This window comes from Luteipulveratus halotolerans (genome assembly GCF_001247745.1).
GTDB lineage: Bacteria > Actinomycetota > Actinomycetes > Actinomycetales > Dermatophilaceae > Luteipulveratus > Luteipulveratus halotolerans.
In genome coordinates, this window is sequence record NZ_LAIR01000002.1 from 2,124,816 (window position 1) to 2,142,563 (window position 17,748).

Below are 17,748 nucleotides of genomic sequence, written 5' to 3' on the forward strand. Positions count from 1 at the left end.
TTTCTCCTCGACTGGATTTCGTGACGGTCCGGGCGTGCTCCGGCAGTTGCCGGGCAGCACAGACCGTCAGCGGTGGGTGCTCATTGCTGAGTACTCATCGGGTGCTCATCAGCGTCAAACCCGCTTTCCTACGGTCTGCCTCGATGTCGGTCACCAAGGCGTGTCCTTCGTACATCACTGTGCTGCGAGATGCTCCTGCACCGCACTCAGGTCGAGGGCGGCGCGCAGGCGCAGCGCTCGTCCGAGAGCTCGGCGGCGAACAGCCTGCTCGAAGCAGTCTGCTCTGGGATGCAACCAAGCCCCTCGGCCCGGACGGCGCTCCTGCGGGTCGGGAACCACGCTGATCAGATCAGCGGCGGGGCCCGCGTCCGCGAGGGCAACCACTCGCAGCAGTGCTGATCGGTCGTCCCTCCGGCGGCAGCCCACACACGTACGCCTTCCGGCATGTGAAGGGGGCTGCCGATCGGTACGCAGGTGACCGGTCCCGTCCATTCTAGCCCGAATGCTCGCCGGCCTCATCCGCGGGTGCCGCAACGGCCTCCGCGTCGGCCTGCGTGTCGGGCCGGATGTCGATGCGCCATCCGGTGAGCTTGGCGGCGAGACGGGCGTTCTGCCCCTCCTTGCCGATCGCCAGGCTCAGCTGGAAGTCGGGCACGATCACCCGGGCCGCGCGGGCCTTGGGATCGGTCACCTCGACCGACTGGACCCGCGAGGGCGACAGGGCCGCCGCGACGAACTCGGCCGGGTCCTCGGAGTAGTCGACGATGTCGATCTTCTCGCCGTGCAGCTCGGTCATCACCGCACGGACGCGACTGCCCATCGGGCCGATGCAGGCACCTTTGGCGTTGAGGCCGGGAACCTTGGAGTGCACCGCGATCTTGGTGCGGTGACCGGCCTCGCGGGCGAGCGCCGCGATCTGAACGGTGCCGTCGGCGATCTCGGGGACCTCCAGCGCGAACAGCTTGCGGACCAGGTTGGGGTGCGTGCGCGACAGACCGATCTGCGGACCCTTGGGACCGCGCTTGACGCTCACGACGTAGCAGCGCAGGCGCTCCCCATGGTTGTAGCGCTCACCCGGCACCTGCTCGGCGGTCGGCAGGATGCCCTCGATCGTGCCGAAGTCGACCTTGACGATGCGCGGGTCGTTGGACTGCTGGATGACACCGGCGACGATGTCACCCTCACGGCCGCGGAAGTCACCCAGGATCGCCTCGTCCTCGAGGTCACGCATGCGCTGGACGATCACCTGACGTGCGGTCGAGGCGGCGACCCGGCCGAATCCGGTCGGGGTGTCGTCGAACTCCGGACCGGGCTCGGCCCGCACGCCGTCGTCGTCGACCTCGCCGTCCTCACGGGCCCACACGACGACGTGACCCGACTTGCGGTCGAGCTCGACGCGCGCGTTGCGGAAGCTGCCGTCCTCACGGTGGTAGGCGGTGAGGAGTGCCTGCTCGATCGCCGGGACGATGACGTCCATCGGGATCTCGCGCTCGCGCTCCAGCGCGCGCAGCGCTGCCATGTCGATGTCCATCAGCTGTCCTCCTCGTCGTCGTGGTCACGCGCTGCGTCGTCGGTCGCGCTGCCACGGTTGAACTCCACCTCGACGCGAGCGCTGGCGCACTCGGCGTACGGGACGGTCACGGTCTGTCCTGCGGCGGTCTCGAGCGTCACGGCGGCCTCGGTGGCGCCGGTGACACGACCGGCCTGCGGCTCGCCCTCGTGCCGGGTGATCGTCACGAGGCGACCGACGTTGCGGCGGAAGTGTCGCGGCAGTGTGAGCGGGCGATCGGTCCCCGGGGAGCTGACCTCCAGGACGTAGGGCTGCTCACCCATCGCATCGGAGGCGTCCAGGGCGTCGCTGATCGCGCGGGTGGCCTCGGCGACGGCGTCCAGGCTCAGCGACGGGATCTCGCTGGTCGTGTCGTCGCCGGTGGCGAGGGACGTGGCGTCGGTGTCGAGCAGGACCCGCACGAGCCGACGCAAGCCGGCCGGGGTCACCGCGACGTCCTCGACCACCAGGCCCAGGGGGGTAGCGACCTCGGCCACGACCTGTCCGATCGCCTCGGCCCGTGCCGTCGTGCCCATGGTCAGCCCTGTTCTCGAGTCGTGCGCGAGCGCGTCTGCAGTCTCGCTCCCGGAACTCTAACGGAGATCCGGGAGCGATCCCGACCACGGAGGACGCCGCTGCGGCCCCTCAGGACGCGGTGTGCGCCTCTCCCAGGTGTCCACCGGCCATTCCTGCGGCGAGCGTCACACCCGTGTCGGGGTCGATGACGAGGAAGGCGCCCGTGCGGCGGTGCTCGAGGTAGCCGTCGACGGCGACCGGCTCGGCGAGCTGGAGGGTGACCCGGCCGATGTCGTTGAGCTCCAGGTGGCCGTCTCCGTCCTGCCACTGCTGGTCGTCGACGTGCCACAGCTGTTCGAGGTCACCGAGCATGCCGCGTGTGACCCGGGTGCCGGCCTTGACGAGCACCCGCTGACGCGCCTGGGCCGCGTCCTCGCTGAGCCAGCAGAGCACGCCCTGCAAGGACCGCGACACCGGAGTCGGGTCGTCGACGCCGGACAGCACCTCACCACGGGCCACGTCGAGCTCGTCGGCCAGTCGCAGCGTGACCGACTGGCCCGCCGTGGCCTCGGGCTGCTCTCCGCGCGGACCGTCGATGCCGACGACGGTCGAGCGCTGACCGCTCGGCTGCGCGATGACCTCGTCACCGACGCGGACCGTGCCGGAGCCGACCCGGCCGGCCAGCCCGCGGTAGTCGGGGTGGGACTCGGTGCGCGGACGGACGACGAGCTGCACCGCGAACCGCAGCGCCTCGTCGGTGAGCGAGCGACGCGCAGGCAGCTGCTCGAGCAGGCTCAGCAGCCCGGGGCCCTCGACCCACTCGGGCGCCGGCGCCGCGACGCCCTCACCCGTGAGCGCCGACACCGGCAGGACCGCGGTGTGCTCGATGCCGACGCGCTGGGCGACCCGGCGTACGTCGGCCTCGACCTCCGCGAACCGCTGCTGGTCCCAGTCGACGGCGTCCATCTTGTTGACCGCGAAGACCACGTGCGGCACCCGCAGCAGGGCCATGACGGCAGCGTGGCGACGCGTCTGCACCGAGACGCCGTTGCGGACGTCGACGAGGATGACGGCGGCATCGGCCGTCGAGGCACCGGTGACGGTGTTGCGGGTGTACTGGACGTGACCGGGCGTGTCAGCCAGCACGAACGAGCGGCGGGGCGTCGCGAAGTAGCGGTACGCCACGTCGATCGTGATGCCCTGCTCGCGCTCCGCCCGCAGACCGTCGGTGAGCAGCGCCAGGTCGAAGCCGTCGGCGCCACGGCTGCGGCTGACGTGCTCGAGCTGGTCGTACTGGTCGGCCAGGATCGACTTGGTGTCGTGCAGCAGCCGCCCGACCAGCGTGGACTTGCCGTCGTCGACAGAACCTGCGACCACCAGCCGCAGCTGGCCGCTCGCGGCGGGGGCGTCGTCCTCCGGCACAGGAGCCGGCCTCTCGGTGAGCACGGTCATCTCAGAAGTAGCCCTCTCGCTTACGGTCTTCCATGGCCGCCTCGGAGAGCCGGTCGTCGGCTCGCGTGGCACCACGCTCGGTCAGTCGGCTGACCGTGATCTCGGCGATCACGGCGCGTACGTCGGTGGCGTCGCTCTCGACCGCGCCGGTGCATGAGCCGTCACCCACGGTGCGGTAGCGCACGGTCTTGCGCTCGAGCGTCTCGCCCTCGCGGGGGCCGCCCCACGGTCCGGGCGTCAGCAGCATGCCGTCGCGCAGGAACACGTCACGCTCGTGCGCGTAGTAGATGTCGGGAAGCGGGACGTCCTCGGCCTCGATGTAGGCCCAGATGTCGAGCTCGGTCCAGTTGGAGATCGGGAAGACGCGGGTGTGCTCACCGGGTGCGTGCCGACCGTTGTAGATGTTCCACAGCTCGGGGCGCTGCCGGCGCGGGTCCCAGCCGCCGAACGCGTCACGCACCGAGAAGATGCGCTCCTTGGCCCGCGCACGGTCCTCGTCGCGACGAGCGCCACCCAGCAGCGCGTCGAACTTCTGCGCCTCGATGGTGTCGAGCAGGGGCACGGTCTGCAGCGGGTTGCGGGTGCCGTCGGGGCGCTCCTTGAGGCGGCCGTCGGCGATCCACTCCTCGACGTGGGCGACCTCGATCCGCAGGTTGCCGTCAGCGACGACCTCGTCACGGAAGCGCAGGACCTCCGGCAGGTTGTGCCCGGTGTCCACGTGCAGGAGCGTGATCGGCAGCGGCGCCGGCCACACGGCCTTGCGCGCCAGGTGGAGCAGCACCGCCGAGTCCTTGCCACCGCTGAACAGCAGTGCGGGGCGGTCGAACTCGGCGACCACCTCACGGATGATCTCGATCGCCTCGGCCTCCAGGTCAGCCAGCGTGGGGCTGAGTCCGGTGACGTCAGGTGCCTCGGTCGTCGCGGTCACGACGCCTCCTCGGTGGTCAGTGCGGTGTCGGTCGTGGATGCGGTCAGCAGCCGGTGGACCTGGTCCACGGCTTCGCTCAGGGGTACGCCGGTCGTGTCGAGCCGCAGGTCGGGCGCCTCCGGCTCCTCGTACGGGTCGTCGACGCCGGTCATGCCGGTGAGCTCGCCGGCCTGCGCCTTGGCGTAGAGGCCCTTGACGTCACGGCGTGCGCACTCGGCGAGCGGGGTCGCCACGTGGACCTCGACGTAGGGCGTCCCGTGCTCGTCGTGGTGCCGGCGGACGTCGGCGCGTGCGTCGGCGTACGGCGCGATCACGGGCACCAGCGCGACGACGCCGTGCCGCGCTAGCAGCTCGGCGACGAAGCCGACACGGCGTACGTGCGTGCTGCGGTCCTCGCGCGAGAAGCCGAGACCGGCCGACAGGTTGGTCCGCAGCTCGTCGCCGTCGAGGACCTCGACCGCACGGCCCTCGGCACGCAGCCGCTCGGCCAGCGCGTCAGCCACGGTCGTCTTGCCAGCACCGGAGAGCCCGGTCAGCCAGACGGTCGCGCCGGTCGGCGCCTGCGCGCTCACAGGTGGATCCCGCACTCGGTCTTGTCGTTGCCCGACCAGCGACCTGCGCGAGCGTCCTCACCGGCCAGCACCTTGCGCGTGCACGGAGCGCAGCCGATCGACGGATACCCCTGTGCCAGAAGGGGATTCATGATCACGTCGTGCTCGGCGACGTAGGCGTCGACCTGCGCGTCGGTCCAGGTGGCGAGCGGTGCGAGCTTGATCTTCTCGCGACGCTCGTCGAACGTCACCACCGGTGTGCTCGCCCGCGTGACCGACTCGGCGCGACGCAGACCGGTGGCCCACCCGTCGTACTCGTCGATGGCCTCGTCGAGCGGGTGGGTCTTGCGCAGGGTGCAGCACAGGTCGGGGTCGCGGTCGTGCAGTCGCGCCCCGTAGGTCTCGTCCTGCTCGGCAACGGTCTGCCGGGCGGTGAGGTTGCGCAGCGTGACGTCGTACGTCGCCGCCACCCGATCGCGCGTCTGCAGCGTCTCGGGGAAGTGGTAGCCGGTGTCGAGGAAGAGCACGTCGATGCCGGGGACGACGCGCGAGGCGAGGTGCACCAGCACGGTGTCCTGCATGGACGCCGCGACGGCGATGCGCCCGAGGTGCTCGTTCGCCCAGCGCAGGACGTCCTCGGCTGAGGCTGTCTCCAGCTCGGCGGCACCCCGCTCGGCGAGGTCGCGCAGGTCGGTGACGGCCACGCTCATCGCAGCGCCTCCTCGTCGGCGCGCATCGCCCACTGCGCGAACCGCTCGCCCTCGGTGTGACCGTCCTGGTAGTTGCGGGCCACGCGGATCACGTAGTCGCCGAGCTCGGCGGCCGTGACCTTGTGGGCGCGCAGCTTGCGGCCGAAGCCGGCGTCGGCGCCCACGCCGCCGCCGAGGTGCACCTGGAATCCTTCGACCTGGTTGCCGTCGTCATCGGTGACGATCTGGCCCTTGAGCCCGATGTCGGCGACCTGGATGCGGGCGCAGGAGTTGGGGCAGCCGTTGATGTGCACCGAGATCGGGTGGTCGAGCTCGAGGTCGGCCAGGCGCGTCTCGAGGTCGGCGACGAGGTCGTGCGCGAGCTTCTTGGTCTCGACGATGGCGAGCTTGCAGTACTCCAGGCCCGTGCAGGCCATCACCGATCGACGCCAGGTCGAGGACTTCGCGACCAGGCCGAGCGGCTCGAGCGTCTCGATGAGGGTGTCGACACGGTCGGGCTCGACGTCGAGGACGACGAGCTTCTGGTACGGCGTGAGCCGGACTCGCGCGGAGCCTGCGGCCTCGGCGGCGTCGGCCACGGCGGCGAGGACGTCGCCGCTGACACGACCGGCGACCGGGGCGAACCCGACGAAGCGCCGACCGTCCTGCTGCTCGAACACCCCGACGTGATCGACCGGGCGCTCCGGGGGCACGGCGGCCGGTCCGTCGAGCAGCGGCCGCTTGAGGTACTCGTTCTCGAGCACGTCGCGGAACTTCTCGGCGCCCCAGTCCTTGACGAGGAACTTCAGGCGCGCCCGGTTGCGCAGACGGCGGTAGCCGTAGTCGCGGAAGATCGACGCGACGCCGAACCAGACCTCGGGGATCTCCTCCAGCGGCACGAACGTGCCGAGCCGCACAGCCAGGTGCGGGTTGGTCGAGAGACCGCCACCCACGAGCAGGTCGAAGCCCGGGCCGTGCTCGGGGTGCTCGACCCCGACGAAGGAGACGTCGTCCAGCTCGGGTGCGGTGTCGGCCAGCCAGGAGATGGTGGTCTTGAACTTGCGCGGCAGGTTCGACAGCGAGGGGTCGCCGATGTAGGAGCGCTTGATCTCCTCGATGGCGGGCGTCGCGTCGAGGACCTCGTCCTTGCTCACGCCGGCGACGGGCGAGCCCAGCACCACGCGCGGGCAGTCGCCGCACGCCTCGGTCGTCTCCAGGCCCACGGCCTCCAGCCGACGCCAGATCTCGGGCACCGACTCGATGCCGATCCAGTGGTACTGGATGTTCTGGCGGTCCGTGATGTCTGCGGTGCCGCGGCCGAAGTCGCGCGAGATCTCGGCGACCACGCGCAGCTGCTCAGTCGTCAGCGCGCCGCCGTCGACACGCACGCGCATCATGAAGTACTCGTCCTCGAGCTCTTCGGGCTCCAGGCTCGCGGTGCGACCGCCCGCGATCCCGGGACGGCGCTGGGTGTAGAGCCCCCACCAGCGCATCCGACCGCGCAGGTCGTCGCCGGGGATCGAGGAGAAGCCCTCCTTGGCGTAGACCTCCTCGATGCGCTGACGCACGTTGAGGGCGTCGTCCTCCTGCTTGAAGGTCTCGTTGTGGTTGAGGGGCTCACGCTGTCCGAGCGCCCACTGGCCCTCGACCCGGTCGCGCGAGCGTCCGGGTGCGGTCTTACGAGGTGCCACGGTCGTCACAGATGCTCCCTCTCGGTCAGGTCCTAGCCGGATAACTGTCCATTTCTGAGCGGATAACGTCAAATGATGGAGGCCGGTGTCTCAGGCGTCGGACCCGTGAGGTGCGTGACATGATCGCCGGGTGCACGACGCGAACCCACTCGTAGCCCGCCGCGCACTGCTCTCCGCCGCTCTCGGGGTCGGCGCCGCCATGACCCTCGGCGCGTGCAGCGTGCGGCTCGAGAGCGACGCACCCGGCATCCCGGGTCTGCGCACCCAGGAACCCACGCCGGACCAGAAGGTCCTGCTCGCGACCTTCGTCGACGTGCGTGGCCTGGAGCAGACCGCACTGACCTCCGGCGGAGTGGGGGCGCGCCTGGCGCCGGTGCACAAGGCGCAGCTCTCGCGCCTCACCGACGTCATCGCCGGCCTCGGCCTCACACCGCCCGTGATGCCCGCCAATGCCGGCAGCGCAGCCCCCACCGCGAGCGGCGACCTCGCTGCGGCAGAGCTGCGGTTCGGAGCCGGCGCCGGTCCGGCCGGCCTCGCACAGGCCTCGGCCGCCCACCTGCCGATGCTCGCCTCGATCATGGCCACCCGCGGCGCCGGGGCCCTGCTCGCCGGAAGCACACCAACCTGGCCCGGCGAGAAGCCCCTCGCCCCTGCGGTCTCCTCGGCCCTGCTCGCCGCCGTCCGGCCCGCCGTCTATGGCCTGGAGACCATCAGCGCGCTCACGCCCGAGAAGCAGCGCAAGCCCGTACGCGCGCTGCTGCGTGACGTGACCGCCGAACGTTCGCGGCTCGAGGCGGCCGCAGGCACCACCGCACCCGCCCCTCCCCTGACCTACCGTCTGCCGGGTCGCACCGACACCCCGGCCGCCCGCGCACAACTGGTCACCCGGCTGCTCTCGGACGTCGTGACCGCTGCCGCCGGGCAGGTGTCCGTCGCACGCGGCCGGCCCGGTGAGCTCACCGGCCTGGTCGCGTTGTGGTCACGCTCGACAGCGCGGGCCTGGCAGTGGGGCGTCACTCCCGGGCCGTTCCCGGGCCTGCAGCAGTGACCGGACTGCCCGACCTGCACGGGTTCGGCCCGTGGGTGCCGCCGTCGTTCGCCGCAGTCGTCGAGGGGCACCAGCCTGAGGGCGGCGTCGAGGGCAGCGACTGGCTACGCGATCTGCCGCGTCTCGTGCACGAGTGCGCTGAGGAGTGGGGCCTCACGCCCACCGGGCCGGTGATGCACGGCGTGTGCGCGGTGGTCGTGCCGTGCCTCCACGACGACGCACCCGTGGTGCTCAAGGTGACCTGGCCGCATCCCGAGGCGGCGTACGAGCACCTCGCCCTGCGCGCCTGGGACGGCGAGGGCGCCGTCCGCCTGGTCGCGGCCGACCCGTCGAGGTGGGCGCTCCTGCTCGAGCCCCTCGACGCCTCGCGTGACCTCTCGGCGGTGGGCGTCGACGAGTCCTGCCGTGTGATCGGCTCGTTGCTGCGCCGCCTGGACCGACCCGCGCTCCCCCAGCTCGTGCGGTTGTCGGACGAGTGCTCGCGGTGGTCCACGAAGCTCGCCGATCACCCGCACGCGCTGCCTCGTCGGATCGCCGACCGGGCCGTGGCTCTCCTGCGACAGCTCGCCGTGGTGGACGGCGTCGACGACCGGCTCGTGCACGCCGACCTGCACGACGCCAACGTCCTGGCCGGTGGCCGCGAGCCGTGGCTCGCGATCGACCCGAAGCCCGTGGCCGGCGTCCCGGAGTACGCGGTCGCGCCGCTGATGTGGAACCGCGCCGACGAGGCCATGTCAGCGTCATCGACCCGCAACCACCTGCGTCGGCGGCTCGAGATCGCTTGTGCTGCAGGCGATCTCGACGTCGCCCTGGCACGGGACTGGACGTTCGTGCGGTGCGCGATCAACGCACTCGACGAGGCCTCGGAGCCAGACCCCGACGCCGACTGGATGTCAGCGCAGATCGCGATCTGCAAGGCGATGCAGGACTGACGCCGCTCAGCCGGTGACGAACTCGGCGGCTCCGCCGACCTCACCCACGCTCACCTCGACAGCGTCGACCACCGCCCGCGGGGAGCCCTCGTGGCACCACGCGACCAGTGCGCGTACGGCGTCGGGCTCGCCCTCGAAGTGACCGCGCACCGAGCCGTCGGCGTGGTTGCGAGCCCAGCCCTTCACCCGGAGCTCGACGGCACGCTCGCGGCAGCGCGCACGGAAGAACACGCCCTGTACGACGCCGGTCACCCGGACGTCCACCGCAACTGTCGTCACGGTCGCATCGTGCCGCAACGACTCACGGCAGCGCCACGTCAGGCGGCCTCGACCGCGAGCAGCTCGTCAGGCGAGAACACCTGGACCCGACCCTCGGTCGCCAGGTGCAGAGGCCACTGCGGCTGCAGGTCGGCGAACGCGCGGGTGAGCGCGACGGCCCAGCGACGGTCCGCGTCCGTCATCGCGGACGTGCCGGGTCGCGCCAGCAGCATCGGCACGGACCAGACGTCGAGCTCGCGGCGGAGCCGGTCGACGAAGCCGACGATCCCGGCGAGCTCCTCGTCGTCGGGCTCGGGCGGCACACCGTCGACCGGCACGATCACCGGCGCCGGCCTGCCGTGCTCGTCGAGGAAGATCAACCACAGGCTCCTGTACGCGAACCCCTCCTCCCCCATCAGCTCACGCCAGGTGGTGAGCAGGTCGTCGTGCGTGCGGATTACGGTGTCGCGCAAAGGTTTCGTCATGCCGCGAGCATGGCTGCTCACGGTCGGACGCGTCGCTCGTCATCCACAGGCATCGAGCGCGACGCGCAACCGGTCGGCGTACGCCCCGCGCTCGCCGACGTCGTACCAGCCCGCCTCGTCGTGCCGCTGGTACAGCCGGTCGTCGGTCCAGCGCGGGAAGACATGGACGTGCAGGTGCCAGACGTCCTGGTTGCCGGCCGGTTCGTTGTGCTGCCGGGTCGAGGTGCCGTCGCAGCCGTACGCCGAACGCATCGCGGTCGCGACCCGGCGAGTGAGGTCCCAGACGGCGTGCCCGTCGGCGGGCTCGATGTCGTACAGGTTCTCGACGTGCTTGACCGGGATCACCAGCACGGCACCGGGATTGGCTGGCCACCACTTCGGCGCGACGCGCGCGAACGCCCGCTCGCCACGGGCGACGATGTCGCTCTCGGCGTTGTTCGCGCCGTGCTCACCGCGCAGCAGCCGGCAGAACGGGCAGTCGTACTCGGACGGCTCGTGGTTCCACACGCCGCTGACCCTAGGGTGGCGCGCATGACCGATGCACCCGAAGCCATCGTCCGTGACCTCGCTCCGACCGGCACGCTCCGCGCGTCGATCAACCTCGGCAACCCGGTGCTCGCGCAGGGCACGCCCGAGCAGCCGAGCGGGATCACCGTCGACCTCGCACGCGAGGTGGGCCGCCGGCTCGGGGTGCCGGTCGAGCTCAACTGCTTCGACGCCGCACGCAAGTCGTTCGAGGCGCTGACGTCCGGCGCGGCCGACCTGGGCTTCATGGCGATCGAGCCAAAGCGCGCCGAGCAGGTGGCGTTCACCGCGGCGTACGTCGTGATCGAGGGCGTCTACGTCGTGCCGACCGACTCCGAGCTGCGCACGGTCGCCGACGTCGACCGCGCCGGCGTACGCATCGGCGTCAAGGAGGGCTCGGCGTACGACCTCTACCTCACCCGCACGCTCGAGCACGCCGAGCCGGTGCGCGGCGCCGAGGGCACTGACGTGTTCGCCGAGCAGGGTCTGGAGGCCGGCGCCGGCATCCGCCAGCCCGTGACGGCGTACGTCGAGTCGCACGAGGGCGTGCGACTGATCGCCGAGGCGTTCATGCAGATCCAGCAGGCGGTCGCGACCACCAAGGACCGCTCGCCCGAGACGGTGGCCTTCATCGCCGAGACCGTCGAGGAGCTCAAGGCGAGTGGCTTCGTCCGCGAGTCGCTCGACCGGGCCGGCCAGGCCGACACGCAGGTCGCTCCCCCGGCCTGATCACGCTCAGCCCGTACGCCGGGTGCGCGCCTCCTGCTGGTACGCCGCGGCCCGCTCTCGCACGTCCGCACTCGCCTTGGCGGGCGACCCGCTGTCGAACGGCGGCTGCGGGTCGTACTCCACCCACAGCTGGACGGCCTGCGCACTGGTGCGGTCGGTGAGCAGCTCGCTGAGGCGCAGCGCCATGTCGATGCCGCTGGACACCCCGGCCGCCGTGATGACGTGCTGGTCCGGCAGCTCGACCACACGTCGCTGCGTCGGTCGGGCGCCGAACATCGGGAGCACGTCGAGCACGCTGTAGTGCGAGGTGGCGTCCTGTCCGTCGAGGAGACCGGCCGCTGCGAGCAGCAGCGCGCCTGAGCAGACGGACGTCGTCCAGGTCGTCTGCTCGTGAACATCCTTGAGCCACAACGGGATCGGGCCGTTCAGTGCCTGCTCCGTACCCGGACCACCGGGCACGACGACCGCGTCCGGGTCGGTCACGTCACTCAGCCTGGCCGAGGTGTGCAGCGTCAGCGACCTGACGTCGTCGACCACCGGCCCGACCTGCTCGCCCACGAATCGCACCCTGACGCCGGGCGTGAACGCGAGCACCTGGTACGGCCCGACGACGTCGAGCGCGGTGAACCCGTCGTACAGCGGGATGACGACGTCGGTCATGGGAACGCTCCGTCCTGGCGGTGTGGTCCTCCCACGATCGACGGCCGACGTCGCGTGGCGCAACGACAGGCACCCCAGCAGAACGGACGCCACCTAGCCTGGTGACCATGACCAACCGGCTCGCCGTCTCCCTCAGCCCCTACCTGCGCCAGCACGCCGACAACCCCGTGCACTGGCGCGAGTGGGACGAGGCCGCCTTCGCCGAGGCCCGTGAGCGTGACGTCCCCGTCCTGCTGTCGGTCGGCTACGCCGCCTGCCACTGGTGCCATGTGATGGCCCACGAGTCGTTCGAGGACCACGAGGTCGCCACCGCGCTCAACGAGGCCTTCGTGTGCGTCAAGGTCGACCGCGAAGAGCGCCCCGACATCGACGCGGTCTACATGCAGGCGACCGTGGCGATGACAGGTCAGGGTGGTTGGCCGATGACGTGCCTGCTCACGCCGTCGGGCGATCCGTTCTTCGCAGGCACCTACCTCCCGAAACCCCAGCTGTTGCAGCTGATATCGGCCGCGACCGAGGCCTGGCGGACACGCCGGGACGAGGTGGTCGCGAGCGGCTCACACATCTCCGAGCGACTGCGCGACATCGCCCTGCCGACCACACCCGGCGACCTCACGGACACCCGGCTGCAGGACGCGTCGGATGCGCTCGCACGCGGATTCGACTGGCAGCACGGCGGATTCGGCAAAGCGCCCAAGTTCCCGCCCACGATGACGCTCGAGTTCCTGCTGCGTCACCACGCTCGTACAGGCGATGAGAGGTCGCTGCGTATGGCCACCGAGACGTGCGAGGCGATGGCCCGCGGCGGGATGTACGACCAGCTCGACGGAGGCTTCGCGCGCTACAGCGTGGACGCCGCCTGGGTCGTGCCGCACTTCGAGAAGATGCTCTACGACAACGCCCAGCTGATGCGCCTCTACTCCCATCACTGGCGCGCGAGCGGCGATCCCCTGTCAGCCCGAATCGCCTGCGAGACAGCGGATTTCGTCGTACGCCGGCTCGGCATCGACGAGGGTGCCCTGGCCTCCGCCCTCGACGCCGACACCGACGGCGTCGAGGGCCTCACGTATGCATGGACGCCCGACCAGCTGGTCGACGTGCTGGGCGAGGAGGACGGCGTACGCGCGGCACGCCTGCTCACCGTGACCGCTGACGGCACGTTCGAGCACGGCACCTCGACGCTTCAGCTGCACGCCGACCCGGACGACCGGGACTGGTGGTCCGACGCGCGCCGCCACCTGCTCGAGGCGCGCGACACGCGCCCCCAGCCGGCCCGCGACGACAAGGTGGTCACCTCCTGGAACGGTCTGGCGATCTCCGGCCTGGTCGAGGTCGGCATGCTCCTCGAGCGACCCGATCTCGTCGCCGCCGCGCAGCGCTGCGCGGCGTACGTGCTCGACCACCACCTCGTCGACGGACGCCTGCGGCGTACCTCGCTCGCCGGCCGCATCGGCGTGAGCGCCGGCGTGGCCGACGACTACGGCAACCTCGCCGAGGGGCTGCTCGTGCTCCACCAGGCCGACGGCGACGTCCGCTGGATCGAGGCCGCGACTGCGCTCCTCGACACGGCGCTCGAGCAGTTCGCGGCCGACGACGGCGGATTCCACGACACCGCCGCCGACGCCCAGCCGCTGCTGCGTCGACCCCGCGACCCGGCCGACAACGCCGAGCCGTCGGGCCAGAGCGCCCTTGCCCACGCGCTCCTCACGGCCGCCGCGCTCACCGGCGATGCCCGTTGGCGTACGGCGGCCGAGCAGGCGGTCCGCGCGGGCGCGTCCGTCGCCACCCGCGACCCGCGGTTCGCCGGATGGACGCTCGCGGCCGCCGAGGCGCTCGCCTCCGGCCCGTTGCAGGTTGCCGTCGCCACCGACGACGCCGAGCGCGCTACGGCGCTCGTCCGAGCCGCCTGGCTCAGCCCGTCGCCCGGCCTGGTGCGGGTGGTCGGCGAGCCCGACCGGCCCGGCGTACCGCTGCTCGAGGGCAGACCGTTGCTCGGCGACGCACCGACCGCGTACGTCTGTCACGGATTCGTCTGCGACCTGCCGCGCACCGACGTGACCGAGGTGGAGACCGCCCTTCGGCGCCGTGCCACCGTCTAGGGTGCGCGTATGCGTTGTGGGGGAGCTCTGCTGGCGGTCGCCGTCAGCCTGTCGTTGGTGGCCTGCTCGTCGCTCGGAGGCGGTGACGACGACGGTGGCGCGCAGACCGGTAAGCCTGCTCCGAGCGCGGCCGGCACGACCAGCGACCCGGCCCCGAAGACCGTCACCGTCACGGGTTCGGGCGACATCCTCGTGCACGTCCCGCTCGCCAAGAACGCCGCCGCCAACGCCCAGCGCTCCGGCAAGGGCCAGTACGACTTCGCGCCGATGTTCGACGACGTCCGGCCCGTGCTCAGCGCGGCCGACGTGTCGATCTGCCACCAGGAGACGCCGATCTCCTCCACCAACGACGACCTGAGCAAGCCCGGTTCGCTGGTCTACAACGTGCCGCGCGAGATCGCCCGCGACCTCAAGGGCGCCGGCTTCGACGGCTGCGAGACGGCGTCCAACCACACCTGGGACCGTGGTGCCCAAGGCATCGACACCACCCGTCAGCAGCTCACCGCCGCCGGGCTCAAGGTCGCCGGCCCGACGACGTCGGCGTCCGACCCGGGCATGCCCGCGATCTACGAGACCAAGAGCGGCGCCAAGGTCGCCAACCTCAGCTACACCTACACCATCCTCAACCAGTCCGGCCCCAACACCCACCTGCCGCCGGGTGCGCCCTACCTCAAGCGCTACCTGTGGCCGGCCATCGGGGCGCAGGGCATCCTCGCCGACGCCAAGAAGGCCAAGGACGACGGCGCCGACATCGTCGTCGTCAGCATGCACTGGGGCACGGAGTACGAACCGGCTCCGACCAAGGACCAGCAGTCGATCGCCCGCCAGCTGCTGCAGTCGCCCTACGTCGACGGCATCTTCGGCGCACACGCCCACCTGATCCAGCCGTGCGCGACGATCAACGGCAAGACCGTCTTCTACGGTCTCGGCAACTTCCTGTCCAACCAGGGCACCGGCCAGGCCGGCACGCTCAGCGACAAGAACGCCGACGGCGTGATCGCGCGCCTGACGTTCACCCAGGGCGCCGACGGCAAGTGGACGCAGAAGGCGTCGTACCAGCCGACGATGGTCGACATCCCCGGCAAGCACGTGATCCGCCTGTCGAGCCAGTCCACCAACCCCAAGTCGTTCAAGCGCACCGAGACCACGCTGGGCAAGCTCGGCACCTGCAAGGCCACGCCGAGCGACGGCGGCTGACCGGTGCGACGCGCCTTCGCAGCAGCAGCCGGCGTCGTCCTCCTCACGTCGTGCTCGACCGGCGCCGGTGACGGCGGCGCGAGCACCGCGCGTACGACAGGGGCTCCGCCCTCCGGCCACACCACTGCGCCTCCTGCGACGGCCCCGGCCCGCACGGCACCCCGCCCGCCGGCGTCGGTCACGATCTCGGCGATCGGCGACGTGCTCCCCCATGCGTCGGTCAACCGCGATGCGGCACGCGGCGGCTCGTACGACTACGACCGCATGTTCGCCGCGGTCGAGCCGGTGATCCAACGGTCCACGGTCGGCATCTGCCAGCTCGAGACGGCGCTGTCGGCGGACAACACCAGGCTCACCCGCAAGAACACGTTCAACTCGCCCCACGAGCTCGCGCGCACCCTGCACGACGTCGGCTTCGACGGGTGCAGCACCGCCAACAACCACACCTGGGACGCCGGGATGCGCGGCGTGCGCGAGACGCGAAAGGTGTTGTCCGACAACGACATCCAAGCGGCAGGACCCACGGCGACAGCGTCCGGGTCTGGTCAGCCGGTCGTCTACGACAGTCCGATGAAGATCGCACACCTGTCGCTCAGCTACACGCTGATGAACTCCATCGAGCAGGACACCAGCACCACGCCCCCGGGCGCGCCGTGGATGAAGGACAACCTGTACGCCGCTCAGAAGGCGAACGGCATCATCGCCTCCGCACGACGCGCCAAGGCGGCGGGCGCCGACCTCGTCGTCGTCTCGCTGCACTGGGGTTCGCAGTTCGACCCGGCCGTCACGAAGGACCAGAAGACCATCGGCGACGCACTGCTGAGGTCCGGAGCCGTCGACCTGATCATCGGCGCCCATCCGCACCTGGTCCAGCCGTGCGCCAAGATCAACGGGCGCTACGTGCTCTACTCCGTCGGCAACTTCCTGTCGACACAAGGCACCGCCGTCGGCTCACCGGCCGGGGCACAGGACGGCGTCGTGACGACGGTCCGGTTCGACCGTGACGCCGCCGGCCACATCACGCAGTCGCTCACCTTCCGGCCCACGTGGGTCGACCGCGCCGACGGCCACCGCGTCGTGCTCGCCACCCCCACCTCACATCCCGAGTCCTATCGCCGCACGGTGTCGGCCATGACCCGCGACGGGTGTGATGCGAAGGTGGCGGGGTGACTGCGAGCTTCCACGTCAACGACCCGAACGCCCCCGCTCCCAACGTCCCTCGTGCGATGGGCGCGCCGATCGTGCTGCTCGACGACCGCGGAGAGCGCGTCCTGCTCGAGCACCGCTCCGACAGCGATCGGTGGGGGCTGTTCGGCGGTGGCGTCGACGACACCGAGTCGGTGACCGATGCCCTGCACCGCGAGGTGCTCGAGGAGACCGGCTTGCGCCTGGCGGAGCACCACCTGCTCGGGATCTTCTCCAACCCGACGAGAATCGCTGCCTACCCCGACGGCAACGTCCGCCAGGTCGTCGCGGTGACCTTCATCGGGCGACTCGCTCCCGGCGAGCTGCGGCTGAGCGAGGAGTCGCGCGAGGCGGCGTGGTTCGGCTGGGACGAGATCCCCTGGGACAAGGTCGCCGCAACCCAGCACCTGGCCCTGCAGCGGGCGCGGGTGTGGGTCGACGGCGACCGGACGCCCTACGTCGAGTAGCCGTTCACCACGGCACGACACCGTCGGCGTCCACGAACGACCCGGTCGGCGCCTCCAGTGCGCCGAGCACGGTCTTGGCCGCCTGCTCAGCCGTGAGTGGCGCCTGGTCGTGGTTCATCGGCGTCAGCTCGGTCTGCACGAAGCCGGGGCAGACCGACACCACCCGCACACCGTCGCTCGCCAGGTGCTTGCTCAGCCCGGCCGTCAGGCTGTTCACGGCCGCCTTGGACGCCTGGTACGCCGGCAGCACCATGCCGTGGAAGGGCGAGGTCTCGTCGAGCTGGTCGGCGACCGACCCCATCCGCGACGACACGTTGACGACGCGGCCCGACGCGCTGCGACGGAGCAACGGCGCGAACGCCTCGAGCACCAGTGCGACTCCGACGACGTTGGTCCGCAACGTCGCGATGAGCGCATCGGCGTCGACGAACGCCGGCGGCGTCGTGACGGTCGCCTCCGGCAGGATGCCTGCGTTGTTGACCAGGACGTCGACCCGCCCGTGGCGCTCGGCGAGAGTCCGAGCCGCTCGCGTGACGCTGTCACGGTCGGTGACGTCCAGCTGCAACGACTCCGCGGCGAGCCCCTCAGCGCGCAGCTCCTGGGCGAGGCACTCGGTGGCCGAGACGTTGCGACCGGCGATCACGACGTGGTGCCCCGCTTGGGCAAGAGCGATGGCGGTGGCGCGTCCGAGGCCGCGGTTGGCACCGGTCACGAGGGCGATGGACGACATGTCAGCTCCTGAAGCTCGATGTACCCCAGTTCGCTGGGGTGCCAACAGTTTCGGGAG

Annotated in this window: 20 protein-coding genes; 7 read left to right on the forward strand and 13 right to left on the reverse strand. The window is 71.1% G+C overall.

Annotation, left to right across the window (positions count from 1 at the left end; all coding sequences use genetic code 11):
• Window positions 1-174: 174 nt before the first annotated feature.
• From VV01_RS22310 to VV01_RS10775, 8 genes are all read right to left on the reverse strand, one after another.
• On the reverse strand, window positions 175-519 hold the full coding sequence (locus VV01_RS22310) for a YlxR family protein (protein ID WP_331456434.1): 345 nt from the start codon (window positions 517-519) through the stop codon (window positions 175-177).
• Entirely contained in the window at window positions 494-1,531 is a 1,038-nt protein-coding gene (gene nusA, locus VV01_RS10745; protein WP_050669878.1) for a transcription termination factor NusA, read from the reverse strand. Before nusA ends, VV01_RS22310 begins: the two co-directional genes overlap by 26 nt.
• Window positions 1,531-2,085, reverse strand: a complete 555-nt coding sequence (gene rimP / locus VV01_RS10750) for a ribosome maturation factor RimP (protein WP_050669879.1) — start codon at window positions 2,083-2,085, stop codon at window positions 1,531-1,533. Before rimP ends, nusA begins: the two co-directional genes overlap by 1 nt.
• Before the next feature lie 109 nt (window positions 2,086-2,194).
• The gene (locus VV01_RS10755; protein WP_050669880.1) at window positions 2,195-3,517 is read right to left on the reverse strand and encodes a sulfate adenylyltransferase subunit 1; all 1,323 of its coding nucleotides are present in this window, start codon (window positions 3,515-3,517) and stop codon (window positions 2,195-2,197) included.
• 1 nt (window position 3,518) lies between these two features.
• Window positions 3,519-4,445, reverse strand: a complete 927-nt coding sequence (gene cysD / locus VV01_RS10760) for a sulfate adenylyltransferase subunit CysD (protein ID WP_050669881.1) — start codon at window positions 4,443-4,445, stop codon at window positions 3,519-3,521.
• Window positions 4,442-5,017, reverse strand: a complete 576-nt coding sequence (cysC, locus tag VV01_RS10765; RefSeq protein ID WP_050669882.1) for an adenylyl-sulfate kinase — start codon at window positions 5,015-5,017, stop codon at window positions 4,442-4,444. Before cysC ends, cysD begins: the two co-directional genes overlap by 4 nt.
• Window positions 5,014-5,706, reverse strand: a complete 693-nt coding sequence (locus tag VV01_RS10770; protein ID WP_050669883.1) for a phosphoadenylyl-sulfate reductase — start codon at window positions 5,704-5,706, stop codon at window positions 5,014-5,016. Before VV01_RS10770 ends, cysC begins: the two co-directional genes overlap by 4 nt.
• On the reverse strand, window positions 5,703-7,376 hold the full coding sequence (locus VV01_RS10775) for a nitrite/sulfite reductase (RefSeq protein WP_050671868.1): 1,674 nt from the start codon (window positions 7,374-7,376) through the stop codon (window positions 5,703-5,705). Before VV01_RS10775 ends, VV01_RS10770 begins: the two co-directional genes overlap by 4 nt.
• 130 nt (window positions 7,377-7,506) lie before the next feature.
• On the opposite strand from VV01_RS10775, the gene VV01_RS10780 reads away from it, so the two are divergent.
• Both VV01_RS10780 and VV01_RS10785 read left to right on the forward strand, forming a co-directional pair.
• A complete protein-coding gene (locus VV01_RS10780; protein ID WP_050669884.1) occupies window positions 7,507-8,424 on the forward strand; it encodes a DUF4439 domain-containing protein in 918 nt (305 codons plus the stop codon).
• Window positions 8,421-9,356, forward strand: a complete 936-nt coding sequence (locus VV01_RS10785; RefSeq protein ID WP_231635210.1) for an aminoglycoside phosphotransferase family protein — start codon at window positions 8,421-8,423, stop codon at window positions 9,354-9,356. The genes VV01_RS10780 and VV01_RS10785 overlap by 4 nt, the downstream gene beginning before the upstream one ends.
• Before the next feature lie 6 nt (window positions 9,357-9,362).
• Here the strand turns inward: VV01_RS10785 and VV01_RS10790 are convergent, their stop codons facing one another.
• From VV01_RS10790 to VV01_RS10800, 3 genes are read right to left on the reverse strand one after another with little or no spacing between them, the layout of a single operon-like run.
• On the reverse strand, window positions 9,363-9,635 hold the full coding sequence (locus tag VV01_RS10790) for an acylphosphatase (protein ID WP_050669885.1): 273 nt from the start codon (window positions 9,633-9,635) through the stop codon (window positions 9,363-9,365).
• Between the two features lie 38 nt (window positions 9,636-9,673).
• The gene (locus tag VV01_RS10795) at window positions 9,674-10,099 is read right to left on the reverse strand and encodes a hypothetical protein (RefSeq protein WP_157508803.1); all 426 of its coding nucleotides are present in this window, start codon (window positions 10,097-10,099) and stop codon (window positions 9,674-9,676) included.
• Between the two features lie 39 nt (window positions 10,100-10,138).
• Entirely contained in the window at window positions 10,139-10,606 is a 468-nt protein-coding gene (locus tag VV01_RS10800) for an HIT family protein (RefSeq protein ID WP_050669887.1), read from the reverse strand.
• Window positions 10,607-10,630: 24 nt separating this feature from the next.
• Between VV01_RS10800 and VV01_RS10805 the strand changes: the two genes are divergently transcribed.
• Complete coding sequence (locus VV01_RS10805) at window positions 10,631-11,353, forward strand: transporter substrate-binding domain-containing protein (RefSeq protein WP_050669888.1); 723 nt, start codon at window positions 10,631-10,633, stop codon at window positions 11,351-11,353.
• A gap of 6 nt (window positions 11,354-11,359) precedes the next feature.
• Here VV01_RS10805 and VV01_RS10810 read toward each other — a convergent pair whose 3' ends face one another.
• Complete coding sequence (locus tag VV01_RS10810; protein ID WP_050669889.1) at window positions 11,360-12,013, reverse strand: DJ-1/PfpI family protein; 654 nt, start codon at window positions 12,011-12,013, stop codon at window positions 11,360-11,362.
• A 107-nt stretch (window positions 12,014-12,120) separates the two neighbouring features.
• Here VV01_RS10810 and VV01_RS10815 point away from each other — a divergent pair, with 107 nt between their 5' ends.
• Genes VV01_RS10815 through VV01_RS10830 form a run of 4 tightly spaced genes read left to right on the forward strand, consistent with a single transcriptional unit; the run spans window position 12,121 to window position 16,961 of the window.
• Window positions 12,121-14,112, forward strand: a complete 1,992-nt coding sequence (locus VV01_RS10815) for a thioredoxin domain-containing protein (RefSeq protein ID WP_050671870.1) — start codon at window positions 12,121-12,123, stop codon at window positions 14,110-14,112.
• Window positions 14,113-14,121: 9 nt separating this feature from the next.
• Window positions 14,122-15,309, forward strand: a complete 1,188-nt coding sequence (locus VV01_RS10820; RefSeq protein WP_050669890.1) for a CapA family protein — start codon at window positions 14,122-14,124, stop codon at window positions 15,307-15,309.
• A 3-nt stretch (window positions 15,310-15,312) separates the two neighbouring features.
• Complete coding sequence (locus VV01_RS10825; protein ID WP_050669891.1) at window positions 15,313-16,479, forward strand: CapA family protein; 1,167 nt, start codon at window positions 15,313-15,315, stop codon at window positions 16,477-16,479.
• Entirely contained in the window at window positions 16,476-16,961 is a 486-nt protein-coding gene (locus VV01_RS10830; protein WP_050669892.1) for an NUDIX domain-containing protein, read from the forward strand. Before VV01_RS10825 ends, VV01_RS10830 begins: the two co-directional genes overlap by 4 nt.
• A 4-nt stretch (window positions 16,962-16,965) precedes the next feature.
• Here the strand turns inward: VV01_RS10830 and VV01_RS10835 are convergent, their stop codons facing one another.
• Window positions 16,966-17,691 (reverse strand): SDR family NAD(P)-dependent oxidoreductase, encoded by a 726-nt coding sequence (locus VV01_RS10835; protein WP_050669893.1) that lies wholly within the window; start codon window positions 17,689-17,691, stop codon window positions 16,966-16,968.
• Window positions 17,692-17,748 lie beyond the last annotated feature (57 nt).